The sequence below is a fragment of the Microbacterium sp. T2.11-28 genome, assembly GCF_950097975.1.
In the GTDB taxonomy this organism is placed as follows: Bacteria; Actinomycetota; Actinomycetes; order Actinomycetales; family Microbacteriaceae; genus Microbacterium.
In genome coordinates this window covers 282397-299424 of sequence record NZ_CATNHF010000012.1, presented here as the reverse complement: position 1 = coordinate 299424, position 17028 = coordinate 282397, and the positions used below count along the sequence as shown (strand labels likewise).

Annotated in this window: 15 protein-coding genes; 6 read left to right on the top strand and 9 right to left on the bottom strand. The window is 73.7% G+C overall.

Features of this window, described 5'->3' with window-relative positions; all coding sequences use genetic code 11:
- Nucleotides 1-35 precede the first annotated feature (35 nt).
- From QQZ13_RS08475 to QQZ13_RS08435, 9 genes are all read right to left on the bottom strand, one after another.
- On the bottom strand, nt 36-572 hold the full coding sequence (locus QQZ13_RS08475) for a DUF1697 domain-containing protein (RefSeq protein WP_284528585.1): 537 nt from the start codon (nt 570-572) through the stop codon (nt 36-38).
- A 49-nt stretch (nt 573-621) separates the two neighbouring features.
- Nucleotides 622-3144: an RNA helicase gene (locus QQZ13_RS08470; protein WP_284528584.1), complete on the bottom strand. Its 2523-nt coding sequence runs from the start codon at nt 3142-3144 to the stop codon at nt 622-624.
- Nucleotides 3145-3254: 110 nt separating this feature from the next.
- On the bottom strand, nt 3255-4454 hold the full coding sequence (locus QQZ13_RS08465) for a glycoside hydrolase family 3 N-terminal domain-containing protein (RefSeq protein WP_284528583.1): 1200 nt from the start codon (nt 4452-4454) through the stop codon (nt 3255-3257).
- Between the two features lie 149 nt (nt 4455-4603).
- Nucleotides 4604-6061, bottom strand: a complete 1458-nt coding sequence (locus tag QQZ13_RS08460; protein ID WP_284528582.1) for a cation acetate symporter — start codon at nt 6059-6061, stop codon at nt 4604-4606.
- Nucleotides 6058-6444, bottom strand: a complete 387-nt coding sequence (locus tag QQZ13_RS08455) for a heavy metal transporter (RefSeq protein ID WP_284528581.1) — start codon at nt 6442-6444, stop codon at nt 6058-6060. The genes QQZ13_RS08460 and QQZ13_RS08455 overlap by 4 nt, the downstream gene beginning before the upstream one ends.
- The gene (locus tag QQZ13_RS08450; protein ID WP_284528580.1) at nt 6441-7190 is read right to left on the bottom strand and encodes a LytTR family DNA-binding domain-containing protein; all 750 of its coding nucleotides are present in this window, start codon (nt 7188-7190) and stop codon (nt 6441-6443) included. The genes QQZ13_RS08455 and QQZ13_RS08450 overlap by 4 nt, the downstream gene beginning before the upstream one ends.
- Before the next feature lie 53 nt (nt 7191-7243).
- Nucleotides 7244-8434 carry a sensor histidine kinase gene (locus QQZ13_RS08445; protein ID WP_284528579.1) on the bottom strand — a complete coding sequence of 397 codons (1191 nt, stop codon included), beginning with the start codon at nt 8432-8434 and terminating at the stop codon, nt 7244-7246.
- A gap of 151 nt (nt 8435-8585) precedes the next feature.
- A complete protein-coding gene (locus tag QQZ13_RS08440) occupies nt 8586-8891 on the bottom strand; it encodes a YbdD/YjiX family protein (protein ID WP_342395262.1) in 306 nt (101 codons plus the stop codon).
- A 2-nt stretch (nt 8892-8893) separates the two neighbouring features.
- Nucleotides 8894-11155, bottom strand: a complete 2262-nt coding sequence (locus tag QQZ13_RS08435; RefSeq protein WP_284528578.1) for a carbon starvation CstA family protein — start codon at nt 11153-11155, stop codon at nt 8894-8896.
- A gap of 177 nt (nt 11156-11332) precedes the next feature.
- Between QQZ13_RS08435 and QQZ13_RS08430 the strand changes: the two genes are divergently transcribed.
- The 6 genes from QQZ13_RS08430 (at nt 11333) to QQZ13_RS08405 (ending at nt 16927) form a co-directional block, all read left to right on the top strand.
- Nucleotides 11333-11680, top strand: a complete 348-nt coding sequence (locus tag QQZ13_RS08430; protein WP_284528577.1) for a GNAT family N-acetyltransferase — start codon at nt 11333-11335, stop codon at nt 11678-11680.
- On the top strand, nt 11677-12657 hold the full coding sequence (locus tag QQZ13_RS08425; RefSeq protein WP_284528576.1) for a pirin family protein: 981 nt from the start codon (nt 11677-11679) through the stop codon (nt 12655-12657). The genes QQZ13_RS08430 and QQZ13_RS08425 overlap by 4 nt, the downstream gene beginning before the upstream one ends.
- A 37-nt stretch (nt 12658-12694) precedes the next feature.
- The gene (locus QQZ13_RS08420) at nt 12695-13243 is read left to right on the top strand and encodes an ECF transporter S component (protein WP_284528575.1); all 549 of its coding nucleotides are present in this window, start codon (nt 12695-12697) and stop codon (nt 13241-13243) included.
- A gap of 100 nt (nt 13244-13343) precedes the next feature.
- Nucleotides 13344-15140, top strand: a complete 1797-nt coding sequence (locus QQZ13_RS08415; RefSeq protein WP_284528574.1) for an ABC transporter ATP-binding protein — start codon at nt 13344-13346, stop codon at nt 15138-15140.
- Nucleotides 15137-16009, top strand: coding sequence for an energy-coupling factor transporter transmembrane protein EcfT (locus tag QQZ13_RS08410; RefSeq protein WP_284528573.1), 873 nt, complete (start codon nt 15137-15139; stop codon nt 16007-16009). Before QQZ13_RS08415 ends, QQZ13_RS08410 begins: the two co-directional genes overlap by 4 nt.
- 54 nt (nt 16010-16063) lie before the next feature.
- Complete coding sequence (locus QQZ13_RS08405) at nt 16064-16927, top strand: siderophore-interacting protein (protein ID WP_284528572.1); 864 nt, start codon at nt 16064-16066, stop codon at nt 16925-16927.
- Nucleotides 16928-17028: the final 101 nt, after the last annotated feature.

The following is a 17028-nucleotide window of genomic DNA, read 5'->3' as shown; positions in this document are numbered from 1 at the left end:
AGTGCGGGCCTCGGGGCGTCGCCCGGGGGATGCCGTCAGCACCACTTGTCGACGAGGGTGCGGATGACCGTGACGTTGCGGTTCGTCGCCACACCCAGCCGTTTGGCCGCACCCAGCGGATCGACCTGCCCGTTCTGGTAGCCCGGGCGCAGCAGGGCGTGCGCACCGCGGCCCCGCACGATCATCTCGCCCTTCTCGGTGGCGGCCGCCGTCACCGCCTCGTGCGCGGCGGCGTCGAGCTCGTCCTTCAGGAGGTAGACGTAGTGACGGGCGAGCCCGGGATGGGCGGCCGCGAGCTCGTCGGCGTGCCGGCCGATCTCGGTGAACTCCGCCGTGGAGAAGACGATCGTGGGCACCTCGAACCCGCGGTCGCGGGCGAACGCCTGCTCCAGCGTCGCCTCGATCTTGGCGCGCGACCGCATCCGCGAGTCGAACCGCACGTTGCCGGTGTTGATGTGCGTCTCGACGTTCTCGAAGCCGGCCTCGGCGACGACCCGCTGGATGTCGCCCTTGGGGAACACTCGCGTCCTGCCGAGGTTGATGGCGCGCAGGAACGCGAGGAAAGTGGCCATCGCCCCATCATGCCCGTCCGCCACCGCTCGCGCACGGGTGCCCGCGGCCTCAGCCCAGCCGCAGGACCTCGGTGACCCGCACCACGGCGGCGCCCTCCTCGACCGAGGCCGCCAGATCCACCTCGGCCCGGATGCGCCAGTCGTGGTGGCCCTCGGGGTCGTCGATGGTCTGCTCGACGCGCCAGAGGTCGGGCTCCTCCTCGATCGACAGCAGCCGCGGCGACCGCGCGGGGCCGCCGGTGAGGATCGCGTCGTGCTCGTCGTAGTAGCGGTCCAGCGCAGCCGGCCAGTCGACGCCGGGATCGAGCTCGGTGAGGGCGTCGTCGTCCTGGAGGGCGGCGAGCTGCACCCGCCGGAACAGCTCGTTGCGCACGAGCACGGTGAAGGCGCGGCGATTGGTGAGCACCGACGGCGGCGCGGGCGGCACGACCGGTGCGTCGGGCTGGGCCGCGGGGTTCACCAGGCTCGCCCACTCGTCGACGAGGCTCGAGTCGACCTGCCGGACGAGCTCGCCGAGCCACTCGATGATGTCGAGCAGCTCGTCGGTGCGCGCGTCGGCGGGAACGGTCTGACGGATGGCGCGGTAGGCGTCGCTGAGGTAGCGCAGCACGAGCCCCTCGCTGCGACCGAGCTGGTAGAACGAGACGTATTCCGCGAACGACATGGCCCGCTCGAACATGTCGCGGACCACCGATTTGGGGCTCAGCGCGAAGTCCCGGACCCAGGGCTGGCTCGAGGCGAAGGTCTCGAACGCCTGGTCGAGCAGCTCGGCGAGCGGCTTCGGCCAGGTGATCTGCTCGAGCAGCGCCATGCGCTCCTCGTACTCGATGCCCTCCCGCTTCATGGCGGCGACCGCCTCGCCCCGCGCGCGGAACTCCTGCTGGCCGAGGATCGCGCGGGGGTCGTCGAGCGTCGCCTCGATGACGCTGACGACGTCGAGGGCGTAGTGGCCGGTGCCGATCCCGCCGTCGGCGTCCCCGGTCCCCGAGCCGGCGGCAGGGTCGAGCAGATCGATGGCGGCCAGCGCGAACGGCGACAGCGGCTGGTTGAGCGCGAAGTTGGGCTGCAGGTCGACGGTCAGGCGGATCCCGTCGGCATCCGCGACCACGACGCCCGCGACCACGAGCGTGCGGAAGATCGCGATCGCCCGGCGGGCGAGCTCGTACTGGCGGGCGCGGGTCTGGTGGTTGTCGAAGACCAGGGCGCGGACGTTGCCGAAGACGTCTCCCCCGCGCCCGATGACGTTGATGAGCATGGCCGCCGACAGCTGCAGGTGCGGCTCGAGCGGCTCGGGCGGCGCGGCGACGAGTCGCTCGAACGAGCCCTCGCCCCAGTTGACGACACCGGTGGGCGCCTTCTTTCGGACGATCTTCTTGCGCTTGGCGGCGTCGTCGCCCGCCTTGGCGAGGGCGACGGCGTTCTCGATCTCCCAGTCGGGGGCCATCCCGACGACGTTGCCGTACGGGTCGTAGCCGGCACGCCCCGCGCGTCCGGCTACCTGGTGGAACTCGCGCGCGGTGAGCTGACGCATCCTCGTGCCGTCGTATTTGGACAGCGCCGTGATGACCACGGTGCGGATCGGCACGTTGATGCCGACCCCGAGCGTGTCGGTGCCGCAGATCACCCGCAGCAGGCCCTTCTGCGCGAGCGTCTCGACCAGCCGGCGGTACCGCGGCAGCATCCCCGCGTGGTGCATGCCGACGCCGGCCCGCACGAGGCGGGAGAGCGTCTTGCCGAAGCCCGTCGTGAAGCGGAACGCCCCGATCTCGGCGGCGATCGCATCCCGCTGCGCGCGCGTCGTGATCTGCGCGCTCGTCAGCGCCTGGGCCCGCTCCAGGGCGGCGGCCTGCGAGAAGTGGACGATGTAGACCGGCGCCTCGCCGGATTCCATGAGGCCCTCGAGCACGTCGTGGACGGGCCGCCGCTCGTACGAGAAGTGCAGCGGCACCGGGCGCTCGACGCCGGTGACGAGCGCGGTCTCCCGGCCGGTGCGGCGGCGGAGGTCGTCGGCGATGGGGGTCACGTCGCCGAGCGTCGCCGACATGAGGAGGAACTGCGCGCGCGGGAGCATGAGCAGCGGCACCTGCCACGCCCACCCGCGATCGGGGTCGCCGTAGTAGTGGAACTCGTCCATCACGACCTGGTCGACCGGGGCGTCGGCGCCCAGGCGCAGCGCGATGTTGGCGAGGATCTCCGCCGTGCAGCACACGATCGGCGCGTCGGGATTGACGGCGGAGTCGCCGGTGACCATGCCCACGTTGTCGGCTCCGAAGATCTCGACGAGGGCGAAGAACTTCTCGCTCACCAGGGCCTTGATCGGCGCCGTGTAGTACGAGCGGCCGCCCGCGGCGAGGGAGGCGGCGTGCGCGGCGACCGCCACGAGCGATTTGCCGGTGCCCGTCGGGGTGGCGAGGATCACGTTCGCCCCCGACACGAGCTCGATGATCGCCTCGTCCTGGGCCGGGTACAGCGACAGCCCGCGCCCCGTCGTCCAGCCGACGAACGCGTCGTAGACGGCATCCGGCGACGCCTGCGCCGGGATGGCGTCCATCAGCCGCGCCGCATCACCCATCCCCCGAGTCTGCCCGACATCCGGCCGGCGGCGGACGCGGGCCCGCTGCACGACTCCTCGGAAGGCGCGGCCGCGCGGGTGGATCCGGCCGGTTCGGGCCCTCCCGCGGGTCAGTCCCCGGACTTGGCCTGCGCGATGCGGCGCGCGGACTCGTCCACGCGGGCGGCGAACGCCGGATCCGTCTTCGCCCGCTTCAGGACCGCGTCGTACATCGCGGGGAGCACGGCCGGATCGGCGGAGACCAGCACGAGATCCACCCCCGCCGAGATCGCCGCGACGGCGCGGCGACCGGGCGGGATGCCCGCGACCGCCTGCGCGGCGGAAACGTCGTCGGTCATCACGACCCCGTCGAAGCCCACGTCGCCGCGGAGGACGTCCTCGATGACCGTCTTCGAGAACATCGCCGGACGCGACGGGTCGATGCGCTCGTAGACCGCGCTGCTGACCATGACGACCGACGGGCCGGCGGAGGTGAGCTCGCGGTACACGCGCACGTCCGGCGAGCCCGCGCGCACGACGGTGTCGGTCACGTGCCGGGTCGTGTCGGTGTTGTCGGTCACCCGGCCGAGGCCCGGGAAGTGCTTGAACGTCGGCAGGACGCCTGCGGCGCGCATCCCCCGGGCGAAGGCGCCGGCCTTCTCGTCGACCGTGCGAGCGTCGTACCCGTACTGCCGTCCGTACGCGCCGATCGGGGCGTTGTCGAACCGCGCCTTCCGGCTCGTCACGATGTCGGCCACCGGCGCGAGGTTCATCGTGACGCCGGCGCGACGCAGCTGCGCACCCCAGCGGTGCGCCTGCTTCTCGAGCGCGCGGTCGTCGGCATCCGCCTGCCGGATCGCGAACGGCATGTCGGAGAACCCCCGCCCGCGCAGCACCTGCACCTGGCCGCCCTCCTGGTCGGTGGCGACCCACAGCGGGAGGCCCGCGGTGGTGTCGGGTCCGACGAGGTCGGTGAAGCGCCGGACGACCGCGGCCACCTCGGACGCTCCGCCCTTCGACCTGCCGTGCAGGAACACATTGCCGACGTGGCGGTCCCGCACGGCGCGGAGCGTGGTCTTCGAGGCGCGCTCGACGGGCGTCCCGACCATGAAGAGCTGGCCGACGCGCTGCTCGAGGCTGAGGTCCTCCAGCGGATCCGCCGGGGTCGGCGACGGTGTGGGCGTCCGGGTGAACAGGGGCTGCGGCGCGGCGGAGGCCGAGGCCGAGGGGCGCACCGGGGCGACCGCGTCCGGGGTCGCCGACGGGACTGCCGCGCACGCGCTCAGCAGCAGGCCGAGCACGAGGGCGACGGCGCCGACCGCACGTCTCATCGGATCATCTCCCTCCCCACGATCCTCTCAGACGTCTCCGGTCGGACCCGTGCGAAAAGCAGGGCGGATCGACATCCCGGGCGGGGCTGGCCGCCGATCGACCCGATTCCCCCTGCTTTTCGCACGCGCCCCGCGCCCGACCGCCGCCGTCAGACGCGCTCGGGGCTGTGGAGCCGGGCCAGGAAGCGATCGGCGCGGGTCGGCGGGCCGTGGCGGTCCACGAGCGAGACCACGACGGTGACCGCGGTGGCCAGCGGGATCGTCCAGGCGGCGGGCTGCGCCAGGAACGGCGCCGCCGCGCCCACTCCGCCCACGGCGGTGTGGACGAGCAGGGCGAGGGCGCACGAGACCGCTCCGGTGACGACGCCCGCGACCGCGCCGCGCGCGGTCAGCCCCCGCCACCACACGCCCAGCAGCAGCATCGGCGACAGGCTCGACGCCGCGAACACGAAGACGACGCCGACGCTCGTCACCAGCCCTCCCGGTGCGGTGAGCAGGGCGACGGCCAGCGGCACGAGGGCGCACAGCGCCGCCGACAGCCGGAACGAGCGGACGGACCCGGAGAAGACGTCCTGGCTGATCACCCCGGCCAGTGACACGACGAGCCCTGCCGAGGTCGCGAGGAACGCGGCGAAGGCGCCGGCCACCACGAGGGCTGTCAGGAGCTCTCCGACGAGCCCGGGGAACACCCGGGAGGGGAGCACCAGCGCGACGGTGTCGGCGACGCCCGGCTGCGCGAGGTCGGGGGCGAGCACCCGCGCCAGCAGCCCCAGCGCGCTCGAGACGGCGTAGAAGACGCTGACCATCGCGACCACGAGCACCGTCGTGCGCCGCGCCGAGACGCCGTCGGGGCTGGTGTAGAACCGGGCGAGCACGTGCGGCAGGCCCATGGTCCCGAGCAGGAGCGCGAGCAGGAGCGACGCCGTCTCGTAGGCGTCGATGCCGCGCGGGCCCGCGGCGGGCGGGAACACCACCGACGGATCGATCTCGTGCGGACCGCCGGCGGTCGCGAAGGCGATGAGGACCACGGGCACGAGGAGCGCGGTGAGCTTCAGCCAGTACTGGAACGCCTGCACGAAGGTGATCGCGCGCATGCCGCCGGCCGCGACCGCGCCGCCCACCAGCACGGCGACGAGCACCGCCCCGATCCAGCTCGGCAGGCCCGCCACGACCACGAGGGTGATCCCCGCCCCGTGCAGCTGCGGCACGATGTAGAGCCATCCGATGACGAGCACGACGACGCTCGTGACCCGCCGGGCGGTGCGCGACTGCAGCCGCGCCTCGATGAAGTCCGGGATCGTGTACGCGCCGCTGCGTCGCAGCGGTGCGGCCACGAACACCAGCACGAGCAGGTACCCGGCGGCGTAGCCGATGGGGAACCAGAAGCCGCGCGCGCCGCCGAGGAGGACGAGTCCGGACAGGCCGAGGAACGTCCCGGCCGACAGGTACTCGCCGCTGATGGCCGACGCGTTCCACACCGGGCGCACCGTCCGCGAGGCGACGAAGAAGTCGCTCGTCGTGCGGGATGCGCGCAGCCCGTAGGCGCCGATGAGGACGGTGGCGAGCACCACGAGCGCGACCGCGACGAGGTCGAGGACGGCGTTCATCCGCGGTCCCGCAGCATCCGGTAGCGCTGCTCGTTGCGCGCAGCGCCGCGGGCGTAGAGCACGGCGAAGACGAAGATCACGGGATAGAAGGCGAACGCGTGCAGCAGCCACGACAGCGGCACGCCGCCCAGGTCGTGGCGATCGAGCTCGGGGATGCCGGCGATCGCGATCGTCAGCGCGACGGCGACCACGACGAAGCCGGCGACGGTCCCGAGCGCGAGGCGCAGCTGCGTGCGGCGCAAGGCGCGGCTGTACACGGCATCGGCGTCGTCCGTCCCGTCGGCCGACGCCGCGACGGCCGAGCGGACCGGCTGGGAGCGGGACGCCGGCAGCCGCCGCGCGTCGGCGGTGACCCGCACCCGCCGCGGCGCGCCGTCGCTCACCGCGGACCGCCGTCGCGGGCGCGCGCGTCTCCGACGAGGGCGTCGCGCACGGCGGGGAGGAGCCGCCGGCTCACCGGCAGCGCCACCGGACCCACCGAGACCGACGGCTCGGCGCCGCTCAGCCGCGCCTCGGTGACCGCCGCTGCCAGCACGAGGTAGGACCGGTGCACCCGCACGAACCCGGCGGACGCCCAGCGCTGCTCCAGCTCCGAGATCGGGATGCGCACGAGGTGTCCGGCTCCGTCGTCGCGCCCGTCGCCGTGCAGGCGCGAGTAGTCCCCCTGCGCCTGCACCCACCGCACGTCGCTGCGGCGCACGAAGCGCACGGACTGGCCGACGGTCACGGGCAGCACCTCGTCGGCCTCCGTCTCGGCGGGCGCCGCGGCCGCGAGCTCGACCACGCGGTCGACGGCCCGGCGCAGCCGCTCCCCGCGGACCGGCTTCAGGAGGTAGTCGGCGGCGCGCAGGTCGAACGCGTCGACGGCGCGGGCGTCGTCGGCGGTGACGAACACGATCGCGGGCGGGTCGGCCAGGGCCGCCAGCGCGGGGGCGAGTTCGAGGCCGGTGAGTCCGGGCATGTGGATGTCGATGAAGGCGACGGCGACCGCCCGCTCCGACAGCTGCCGCAGCGCGTCGGCTCCCGAGCCGGCGGTCAGGATCTCGCCGATCCGGCCGTCGGCGCGCAGGAGGTGCACGAGCTCGTCGAGCGCGGGACGCTCGTCGTCGGCGACGAGCACGTCGATCACGGGATCACCTTTCCGCCGTCCGGGGTCGTTTCGGGGTGAATCGGCCGGTGGGGTCAGCCGCCGTCGAGCTCGTGGTGGGGCTGCGACTTCGGGACCCGCATCCTCACCAGGGTACCGGCGCCGGTGCCGGTCTCCACGACCAGGCCTCCGTCGGGTCCGTACAGCTGCCGCAGCCGCGTGTCGACGTTGCGGATGCCGACGTGGGCGCCGTCGGCCGCCGTCGACAGCAGGTCGCGCAACGCCTCGGGATCCATCCCCACGCCGTCGTCGTCGACGGTGATCTCGGTGTGCGTCGCGTCGTCGCGCGCCTCGATGCGGATGGTCCCCCCGCCCTCGCCGGGCTCGAGGCCGTGGCGCACCGCGTTCTCGACGATCGGCTGCACCGACAGGAAGGGGATGACGGTGGCCAGCGTCTCGGGCGCGATCCGCAGCGTCACCTGCAGGCGGTCGCCGAAGCGGGCGCGCTCCAGCTCGAGGTAGGAGTGGATGCTGCGCAGCTCCTCGGCGAGGGTGGTGAACTCGCCCTGGCGCCGGAAGGAGTACCGGGTGAAGTCGGCGAACTCGAGCACCAGCTCGCGGGCGCGCGGCGGATCGGTGTGGATGAACGAGGCGATCGCGGTGAGCGCGTTGTAGATGAAGTGGGGCGAGATCTGGGCGCGCAGCGAGCGGAGCTCGGCCTCGGCGAGCGCCGTGCGGGAGGCGTCGAGCTCGCCCGCCTCCAGCTGCGCGGCGCACCACTGCGCCACCTCTCCGGCGGCCCGGACAAGCGCGGCGCGCACCGGGGAGGCGAAGGCGACGACCACGCCGGCGACCATCCCGTCGACGACGATCGGCGCGCCGACCGCCTCGAGCGCGTGCGCTCCCTCGCCCCGGGGGACGACCTGGCGGCGGCCCGTGGCGCGCACCCGCTCGGCGACGCGTGCGGCGGCCCCCGTCAGCTCCGCGGCGTCCGCCTGTCCGTCGATCGCGACGACGCCCTCCGCCCCCACGAGGGCGACCGCCGTGCTGCCCAGGAGCGCCCGGAGGTGCCGGGCGGCAGGAGCGACGTCGGGCCCGTCGAGACCGCCGCGCAGGTGAGGTGCGGCCAGGCTGGCCTGGTGGAGCGCCCGGAACGCCGCCTGGTCGGCGTCGCTGCCGAGGTCGGCGGTGCCCTTGGCCAGTCGGCGCGCGAGCAGCAGGAGGACGGTCAGCGCGACGCCGCCGACCACGCCGAGCACAGCGGCGAGGACGGCGGCATCGGTCATGCGCTCAGCCTACGGAGGGGGGACCCGTCGGCGGGGGACGGTCGTCGAGCGAGGGCGCGCAGCGCCCGAGACGAACCGGCGGTGGCTGCACGGGGCGGGCGTCTCGTCTCGCTGCGCTCGCTCGACGACCGGGGTAGGCGACCGGGGGACGTCAGCAGCACCTGGCCCCGGGGTTGCGGTCCTGATCGTCCATCTTCTGTCGCCAGAACTGGCGTTCGGTGAGGGGCTCGGCCTCCGGATGCGTGCGCCGCTGGTGAGCGAGGTACACGTCGTACGCCCCGTCGCCCATGAGCCCGGACATGTACCAGCGCACGCCGCGGGCCGCGCGGGCCGCGGCGTGGGCGACGGCACCGACGGCGCGCCGGCACAACTCCGGAAGATCGGGCCCCGGACGGCCGGAATCCGTCGTCTCCGCCTCTGCGACGTCGACTCTTCCGGAGTTGTGCACAGCGCGCATCGTCAGTGCCCTCGGCGAGCGGTCTCGCGGCGCTCGTCGGCGAGGATCGGCTCCCACTCCTTCTCGAGGGCGCGCTCGGCGGCCGTCGGGAGGAACCCGGCCGGTGCGAAGCGCCGCGAGGGCACCGCCTCGTCCTCGGTCTCCTCACCGCCGCCGGCGCGGATGGCCCGCACCGTCACGATGACGGCCGTCACGATCACCACGACGGCGAGCGTCACGAAGATGATCGAGAGCGTGCCCTGCACCGCGGTGTTGCGGATGACCGCGCCGATCACCTCGGGGGTGCCGAGGCTGTCGTCGCCGGAGTCGAGGGCCGCACGGTACTTGAAGTGGTTCGCCCAGTACCCGATCGCCGGGACCGGCGAGAAGATCTTGTAGAGCGACGCCGTGACGGTGACGACCGCCGTGAAGGCCAGCGGCAGGGCGACGATCCACAGCCACTTCACGTAGCTCCGGCCGCGCTTGGCGACGATCGCCATGACCACGGCGAGCGCGATGGCCGCCAGCAGCTGGTTGGCGATGCCGAACAGCGGGAAGAACGTGTTGATGCCACCCAGCGGGTCGGTGACGCCGAGGATGAGGATCGTCCCCCAGCCGGCGACCATGATCGCGGTGCAGATCCACACGCCGGGACGCCACGAGACGTCGCGGAACCTGGGGAACCAGGCGCCGATGGAGTCCTGCAGCATGAAGCGGGCGACACGGGTGCCGGCGTCGACGGCGGTGAGGATGAACAGCGCCTCGAACATGATGGCGAAGTGGTACCAGAACGCCATGAGCGCCTGCCCGCCGAGGGCCTGCTGCATGATGTGCGCGAGGCCGAGGGCCAGCGTCGGCGCGCCGCCGGTGCGGGAGACGATCGACTCCTCGCCCACGGCGGCGGCGGTGCCGGTGAGCATGTCGGCGGTGAGCGGCGACCCGGTGAGCCCGAGCGAGTTCACGAACGCGACCGCGCCCTCCACCGTGCCGCCGGTGAGGGCGGCCGGTGCGTTCATGGCGAAGTAGATGCCCTGGTCGATCGAGATCGCGGCAACGAGCGCCATGATCGCGACGAAGGACTCCATGAGCATGCCGCCGTAGCCGATGAAGCGCGTCTGGCGCTCCTTCTCGACGAGCTTGGGCGTCGTGCCCGAGGCGATCAGCGCGTGGAAGCCCGACAGCGCACCGCAGGCGATGGTGACGAACAGGAACGGGAAGAGCGGACCGGCGAAGACGGGGCCGAGCCCGTTCTCGCCGAAGATCGTGACCGCCGGGACGGAGATCTCGGGACGGACCAGCACGATCGCGCCGGCCAGCATGACGATCACGCCGATCTTCATGAACGTGGACAGGTAGTCGCGGGGGGCCAGCAGCAGCCAGACGGGGAGCACCGCGGCGACGAAGCCGTAGATGATGATGCCGACGGCGATCGTGGTGCGGTCGAGGTGGAAGATCGCCTGTCCCCACTCGGTGCCGGCGACCCATCCGCCGCCGACGATGGCGAACATCAGGAGGACGAAGCCGATGAGCGAGACCTCGGTGACCTTGCCGGGGCGCAGGTAGCGCAGGTACACGCCCATGAACAGCGCGATGGGGATGGTCATGGCGACCGAGAAGACGCCCCACGGGCTCTCGCCGAGGGCGTTGACGACGACCAGGGCCAGGATCGCGACGATGATCAGCATGATGAGCAGCGACGCGATGATCGCGGCGGTGCCGCCGATCCTGCCGAGCTCCTGCCGCGCCATCTGGCCGATCGTGCGGCCGCCGCGGCGCATGGAGAAGAACAGCACGGTGTAGTCCTGCACGGCGCCGGCGAGCACGACGCCGACGATGATCCAGATCGTGCCGGGCAGGTATCCCATCTGCGCGGCGAGCACGGGTCCGACGAGCGGGCCGGCGCCGGCGATGGCGGCGAAGTGGTGCCCGTAGAGCACGCGGCGGTCGGTGGGGACGTAGTCCTTGCCGTCCGAGCGCACCTCGGCGGGCGTGGCGCGGCGGTCGTCGGGACGCGTGATGTAGCGCTCGATGACCTTCGAGTAGAAGCGGTAGCCGATCAGATAGGTGCAGACGGCGGCGAACACGAACCAGATCGCGTTCACGGTCTCGCCGCGCACGAGCGCGAGCATGACCCAGGCGACACCGCCCAGGAGGGCGATCGCGACCCAGATCGCGATCTTCAGGGGGGTCCAGCGGGCGTGTGAGGCGTGGTCGTCGTCGGAGACGGCCACCGGGGGCAGGGTCGGGGAAGGTGCAGTCATCGGATCTCCTCGTGGGCGCGTCATTGCGTGCGCTTCAGGGTAGGAACCGGCCCGCCGGGGGCGGCGCGTCCGCGGGCCGACGTGCGACGAGCGGCGCGGATGCCGCGACGAACGGCGGGCACCCGCCCCGCGCCGGGCCGCGGAGGCTCGCGGAACACCCCGGCCACGACGTACGTTGGGGGAAGCGAGGAGAGGGATGCCATGAGCGATGACGTCGGGATCACGGTCGAGCGCAACGACGCGAAGGGGCGCTACGAGATCCGTCAGGGCGACACCGTCGCGGGGTTCACGCTGTTCCGCGAGGACGACCAGGGCCGCCTCGTCTTCCCTCACACCGAGATCGACCCCGCCTTCAGCGGTCGCGGCCTCGGCTCGGTCCTGGTCGGCCGGGCGCTCGCCGACGTGGCGGCGCGCGGGGAGACCGTCGTGCCGGTGTGCCCGTTCGTCGTGAAGTACCTGCAGTCCCACGACGTCGACGGCCTGCAGGTGCGGTGGCGCCCCACCGCCGACGCGGCCGGCAGCGACGAGATCGACGCCGCGGACGCATGACCCGGCTCGACGCGCCCCACGAGCCCGCGCGGGAGGCGGCCATCGCGTGCGACGGCCCGCGTGCGCTCCTGCTGGAGGCGCGCGAGGTGCCCCTGGGGGGCGTCCGGGGCATGTCGGTGCACCGGAGCCTGCCGCAGCGCGCGCTGCCGATGGTCGGCGCGTGGTGCTTCCTGGACCGGTTCGGTCCGCAGACCGCGCGGATGCGCGTCGAGCCGCACCCGCACATCGGCCTGCAGACCGTGACGTGGCCGTTCGTCGGCGAGGTGCGTCACCGCGACGCGATCGGCAGCGACGTGGTCGTGCGGCGCGGCGTGCTGAACATCATGACCAGCGGCGCAGGCATCTCGCACTCGGAGTACTCCGTCGGCGAGGACGCGGTGCCCCTCGACGCCCTGCAGCTGTGGGTCGCCCTGCCCGAGTCGCGCCGCCACGGCGAGCGCGACTTCGAGCGCATCGGAGACCTGCCGGTCGTCGCGCTCGACGGCGGCGCCACAGCGCACGTGGTGGTGGGGGAGTTCGCCGGCGCGACCTCGCCCGCCCGCATGTACACGCCGATCGTCGGGGCCGAGGTGGTCATCCCGGCGGGGGTGCGCACCCGGCTGCCGCTGAACCCGGAGTGGGAGTACGCCGTCGTCGGCATCTCGGGCGCTCCGACCGTGCACGCCCCGGATCCCGTCGCCGTGCCCGACCTCGGGCTGCTCTACCTCGGCGTGCAGCGCGACGGCGTCGAGGTGACCGCGACGCAGGACGCCACCGTGTTCCTCCTCGGCGGCGAGCCGTTCGAGGACGACATCGTCATGTGGTGGAACTTCGTCGGCCGCACGCACGAGGAGATCGTGGCGGCACGCGACGCGTGGGAGGCGGGCACCGACCGCTTCGGGCACGTCGTCGGACACGGCGAGGAGCGCATCCCCGCACCGCCGCTGCCGGGCGTGCGCCTCACCCGGCGCCGCCGGCCGGATTCCCCCGGCCGCTGAGGGTCGGCCCCTTCCCTCGCGCGACTACGCTGGAGAGGTGGCCCGAACCCCGCTCCTGTCGACGCGCGTGCTGCTCGTCTGCGCGGCGATCGGCGTCGCGACGGGCATCGTCGGCGGCATCGCCGGCTCGCTGAGCCTCGTCGTGCTGGCCACCGCACCCTTCCTCTACGGGATGCTGCTGGGGGCCCACGTGCTGCCGGGGATCATCGCGCAGGAGGTGCTGCGCCTGCCGCTCGTCGCGCTCATCACGCACGTGCTCGCCGCCCTCGTCGCGAGCGCCTTCGCCCCGATGTGGATCGGGCGGTTCCTCGGCACGGCGCTACTGTTCGGAGCGATCCAGGAGGCCGTCGCCGCCGCCACCCGCTACCGCGCCTGGGGGCCGTGGCGCTTCTTCATCTCGGCCGCGATCATCGGCGTCATCATCGCCGTCGTCGTCTTCTTCGCCGCCGACCTCGGCAAGCTCGAGCCGTGGGCGCAGATCGCCTACCTGGCGCTGTCGGTGGTGTCGCCGGTCGTGTGGACCGCCGGCGGCCTCGCGGTCGGCCGGGGCCTGCGCCGCGCCGGCGTGGCCCGCGCCCACGCCTGACCGCCTCCCCGCCGCTACGCTCACGCCCCGCTGCCCCGGCTCCCGCTGCCCAGGCGACCGGCCCAGGAGAGGTGAGGTTAGGGTGGGCTAAGTTAGGGGTGTGGGGAACCGAGCGGACGACACGGCGACCGGCACCCCGGTGGTGCAGGTCGAAGGCGTCGCGATCACCCACGACGGCGAGACGACGGCGACGCCCGCGGGCGCATCGTTCGCGGTGCACCCCGGCGAGGTCGTCCTCCTCCTGGGGCCGAGCGGCTCGGGCAAGTCCACGCTGGCACTGTCGCTCAACGGGCTGATCCCCCACGCGATCCCCGCGCGGATCGACGGGGACGTGCGCATCGGCGGGAGGGATGCGGCGACCACGCCGGTGGCGACGCTCAGCACGACCGTCGGGATGGTCTTCCAGGACCCCGACGCGCAGCTGGTGACGGGCACCCTGCTCGACGAGGTCGCCTTCGGTCCCGAGAATCTCCGCCTCCCCGTGGAGATCGTGCTCGCGCGCACCGAAGACGCTCTCCGCCGCGTCGGACTGTGGGAGCGCCGCGCCGACAACCCCGACCGGCTCTCCGGCGGCGGCCGGCAGCGGCTCGCGATCGCGTGCGCGCTGGCGATGGGATCGCCCGTGCTCGTGCTCGACGAGCCGACCGCCAACCTCGATCCCGCCGGCATCGAGGAGGTGTACGCCACCCTCGCCGACGTCGTCTCCGCCGGCGATCGCGCGATCGTGCTCATCGAGCACAACCTCGACCAGGCCGTCGGCCTCACCGACCGCGTGGTCGTGCTCGACGCCCGCGGACGGACCGTCGCCGACGGCACGACCGACGACGTGCTGCGCGGCCGCGCCGAGGAGCTGCACGCGCTCGGAGTGTGGCTGCCGGTCTCCACCCTCGCCGCCCTCGCGCTGCGCGAGGCGGGATGGCGGATCGACCCGCTGCCGCTCACCCCCGACGAGCTGCGCGCCGCCGTCGAGGCCGCCGACGCCCCACCGCCGGCGACCGTGCCCGCCGCCGCGGAGGGCGCCCCGGCCGCCACGCCGCCCGCCCCGCCCGCCGCGCCGATCGAGCCGGTCGTCACGGTGCGGGACTTGTCGCTCTCGCGGGGCCGCACCCGCGTGCTGCACGGGATCGACCTCGAGGTGCGCGGCGGCGAGTTCGTCGCGATCGTGGGCGCCAACGGCGCCGGCAAGACGACGCTCCTGCAGGCGATCGCCGGGGTCATCCCGCTCCCCCGCGGGCACGTGAGCGTCGCCGGAGCCGATCCCGCGCGCACCGACCTGCGCAGCCTCTCCCGGCGGATCGGCTTCGTGTTCCAGAACCCCGAGCACCAGTTCATCGCCCACACCGTCTTCGACGAGCTCGCCCACGGCCTGCGGCTGCAACGGCTGCCGGAGGACGAGGTCCGCGCACGCGCCCTCGAGGTGCTCGCCCGGTTCGGGCTCGAGGACCGCGCCGACACCCACCCGTTCCTCCTGTCGGGAGGGCAGAAGCGTCGCCTCTCGGTGGGCACGGCGCTCGTCGCCGGCGCCCCGATCCTCGCGCTCGACGAGCCGACGTTCGGCCAGGACCGCGCCCGGGCCGACGAGCTGCTACGGCTGCTCCGGGAGCTCAACGACACCGGGACCACCGTCATCGTCGTCACCCACGACATGCAGCTGGTCACCGACTACGCCGACCGGACCATCGTGCTCGACGACGGCCGCGTCGTCGCGGACACGACGACGGGCGACGTGTTCGCCGATGCCGCGCTGCTGCGGCGCGCCGGGCTCCGCCTCCCGCCGCTGCGTCAGGCGCTGCAGGGGTCGCGCCATCCCGCGCTCGCCGGCGTCACCCGGCTCGCCGACCTGCCCGCTCCGCAGCACGACGCCCGGACCGTCCGTCCCGCCGAGGCGGCGCCGTGACCGTCCTCGCCGCCGATCCGTACGCCGACCTCGCCGCGCGCGGGAGGTTCCTCCTCGGCCTCAATCCGCTCGCCAAGCTCGCCGCCCCGCTGCCGGCGATGATCGCGCTCGTCTTCGTCCGCGACCTCGTCACGCCGCTCGCCTTCATCGGCCTCGCCTACGCGGTGCTCGTCGCCGGAGCGCGGCTCACCCCGCGCGTCGTGCTCCTGCTGCTGGTCGCCCTTCCCGCGGCCGTCGCACTGCTCGGGTTCGGCATGGCCGTGTGGGCCGACGCGAGCCGCGTGGACCAGTCGGAGGTGGTCCTGACCATCGGACCCTGGACCCTGTACGGCGGGGCCCTGGTGATCGGGCTGGCGACCGCCCTGCGGCTGGCCGCGATCATCGCCCTCGCGCTGATCGCCGGTCTCACCACGACCGGCCCCGACCTCGTACGGGCCAGCGTGCAGCAGCTGCGCGTGCCCTACCGGGTGGGCTACACCGCGCTCGCCGCGTTCCGCTTCGTCCCCCGGTTCGGCCACGAGCTCGACGTCATCCGGCAGGCGCATCGCGTGCGCGGCTCGCACGGCGGACGCGGCCCGTTCGCGGCGATCGCCCGCTGGTGGGGATACCTCGTGCCGCTGCTGGCGGGGGCGATCCGCCACGCCGAGCGGGTCGCGCTCGCCATGGACGCCCGCGCGTTCGGCGCGCACACCGACCGCACCGAGCGGCACCTGGTGCCGTGGCGGGCGCGCGACACCGCGTTCACGGTGGCGTTCGCGGCCGTCTCGCTCGTCATCCTGTGGCTGCTGTTCCCCTGGGCGGCATCACCCTGGGCGGGATTCCCCTGGGCGGGATTCCCCGGGGCGGGATTCCCCTGGGCGGCCGCCTGATCCCGCCGCCGTGAGCCCCGCGCACGCCGGCACCTTCCCCGAAAGGACGTCCTCATGGCTCGATCCAGCACCCTCGTGAAGCCCGCCGTGCAGGAGCTCCTACACCTGACGGTGCTGCGCACCGAGCGGCTGAGCCCTCACTGGATGCGGATCACGCTCGGCGGCGGCGACATCGCGCGCTTCCGCCCGCTCGGCTACGACCAGTGGTTCCGCCTCTTCCTGCCGGTGGGCGGCGACGAGGGGCTGGAGCGGATCCCGGCCAAGGCCAACAGCATCCTCGGCTACCTGAAGTACCTGCGGATCCCCGCCGGGATGCGTCCCGTGATGCGCAACTACACCGTCCGCGCCTACCGCGCCGGCGGCCCCGACGGCGGCGGAGCGGAGATCGACGTCGACTTCGTGCTGCACGGCTCGGGCGACGCCGCCGGTCCCGCCTCGCGGTGGGCGGAGGCCGCGACCCCGGGCGAGTCCGTCGTGATCATCGACGAGGGCCTCGGGTTCCGCCCCGAGCGCGGCGTGGAGCGGGTCGCCCTCGTCGCCGACGAGACCGGTGCGCCGGCGGTCGCGGGGGTGTGCGCCTCGCTGCCGGCGACGGCCACCGGGTTCGCGATCATCGAGGCGCCGTCGGCCGACGACATCCTCCCCTTCGATGCGCCGGCGGGGGTCGATGTGCAGTGGATCGTCCGCGGCGCCGGCGTGAAGCCGGGGAGCCTCGCGCTGGCGGCACTGCAGGAGCGGGACCTCCCCGGCGATCCGCACGCCTTCATCGTCGGCGAGCAGGCGCTGCCGACCGCCGCCCGCCGGTACCTCGTCGGCGAGCGCGGCCTCGACAAGGGCGCCGTCAGCTTCGTCGGGTACTGGCGCGTCGGCGCCGGCGAGGTACCGGCGGCCGGGCGGCAGTCGGCGGAACGGTCCTGACCCCGGGCCGGGGCGGGCCGGGCCGGGGTGACGCCGGCGGGCGGGGTGACGCCGGCGGGCGGGGGCGAAAGCAGGCTGGATGGCCCCCAGCCCTGCGTCGC

Bases quoted from the DNA above. Each gene is read 5' to 3' on its own strand.
- QQZ13_RS08475 (WP_284528585.1), bottom strand. From the start codon at position 572: ATGGCCACTTTCCTCGCGTTCCTGCGCGCCATCAACCTCGGCAGGACG.
- QQZ13_RS08470 (WP_284528584.1), bottom strand. From the start codon at position 3,144: ATGGGTGATGCGGCGCGGCTGATGGACGCCATCCCGGCGCAGGCGTCG.
- QQZ13_RS08465 (WP_284528583.1), bottom strand. From the start codon at position 4,454: ATGAGACGTGCGGTCGGCGCCGTCGCCCTCGTGCTCGGCCTGCTGCTG.
- QQZ13_RS08460 (WP_284528582.1), bottom strand. From the start codon at position 6,061: ATGAACGCCGTCCTCGACCTCGTCGCGGTCGCGCTCGTGGTGCTCGCC.
- QQZ13_RS08445 (WP_284528579.1), bottom strand. From the start codon at position 8,434: ATGACCGATGCCGCCGTCCTCGCCGCTGTGCTCGGCGTGGTCGGCGGC.
- QQZ13_RS08440 (WP_342395262.1), bottom strand. From the start codon at position 8,891: ATGCGCGCTGTGCACAACTCCGGAAGAGTCGACGTCGCAGAGGCGGAG.
- QQZ13_RS08435 (WP_284528578.1), bottom strand. From the start codon at position 11,155: ATGACGCGCCCACGAGGAGATCCGATGACTGCACCTTCCCCGACCCTG.
- QQZ13_RS08430 (WP_284528577.1), top strand. From the start codon at position 11,333: ATGAGCGATGACGTCGGGATCACGGTCGAGCGCAACGACGCGAAGGGG.
- QQZ13_RS08425 (WP_284528576.1), top strand. From the start codon at position 11,677: ATGACCCGGCTCGACGCGCCCCACGAGCCCGCGCGGGAGGCGGCCATC.
- QQZ13_RS08405 (WP_284528572.1), top strand. From the start codon at position 16,064: ATGGCTCGATCCAGCACCCTCGTGAAGCCCGCCGTGCAGGAGCTCCTA.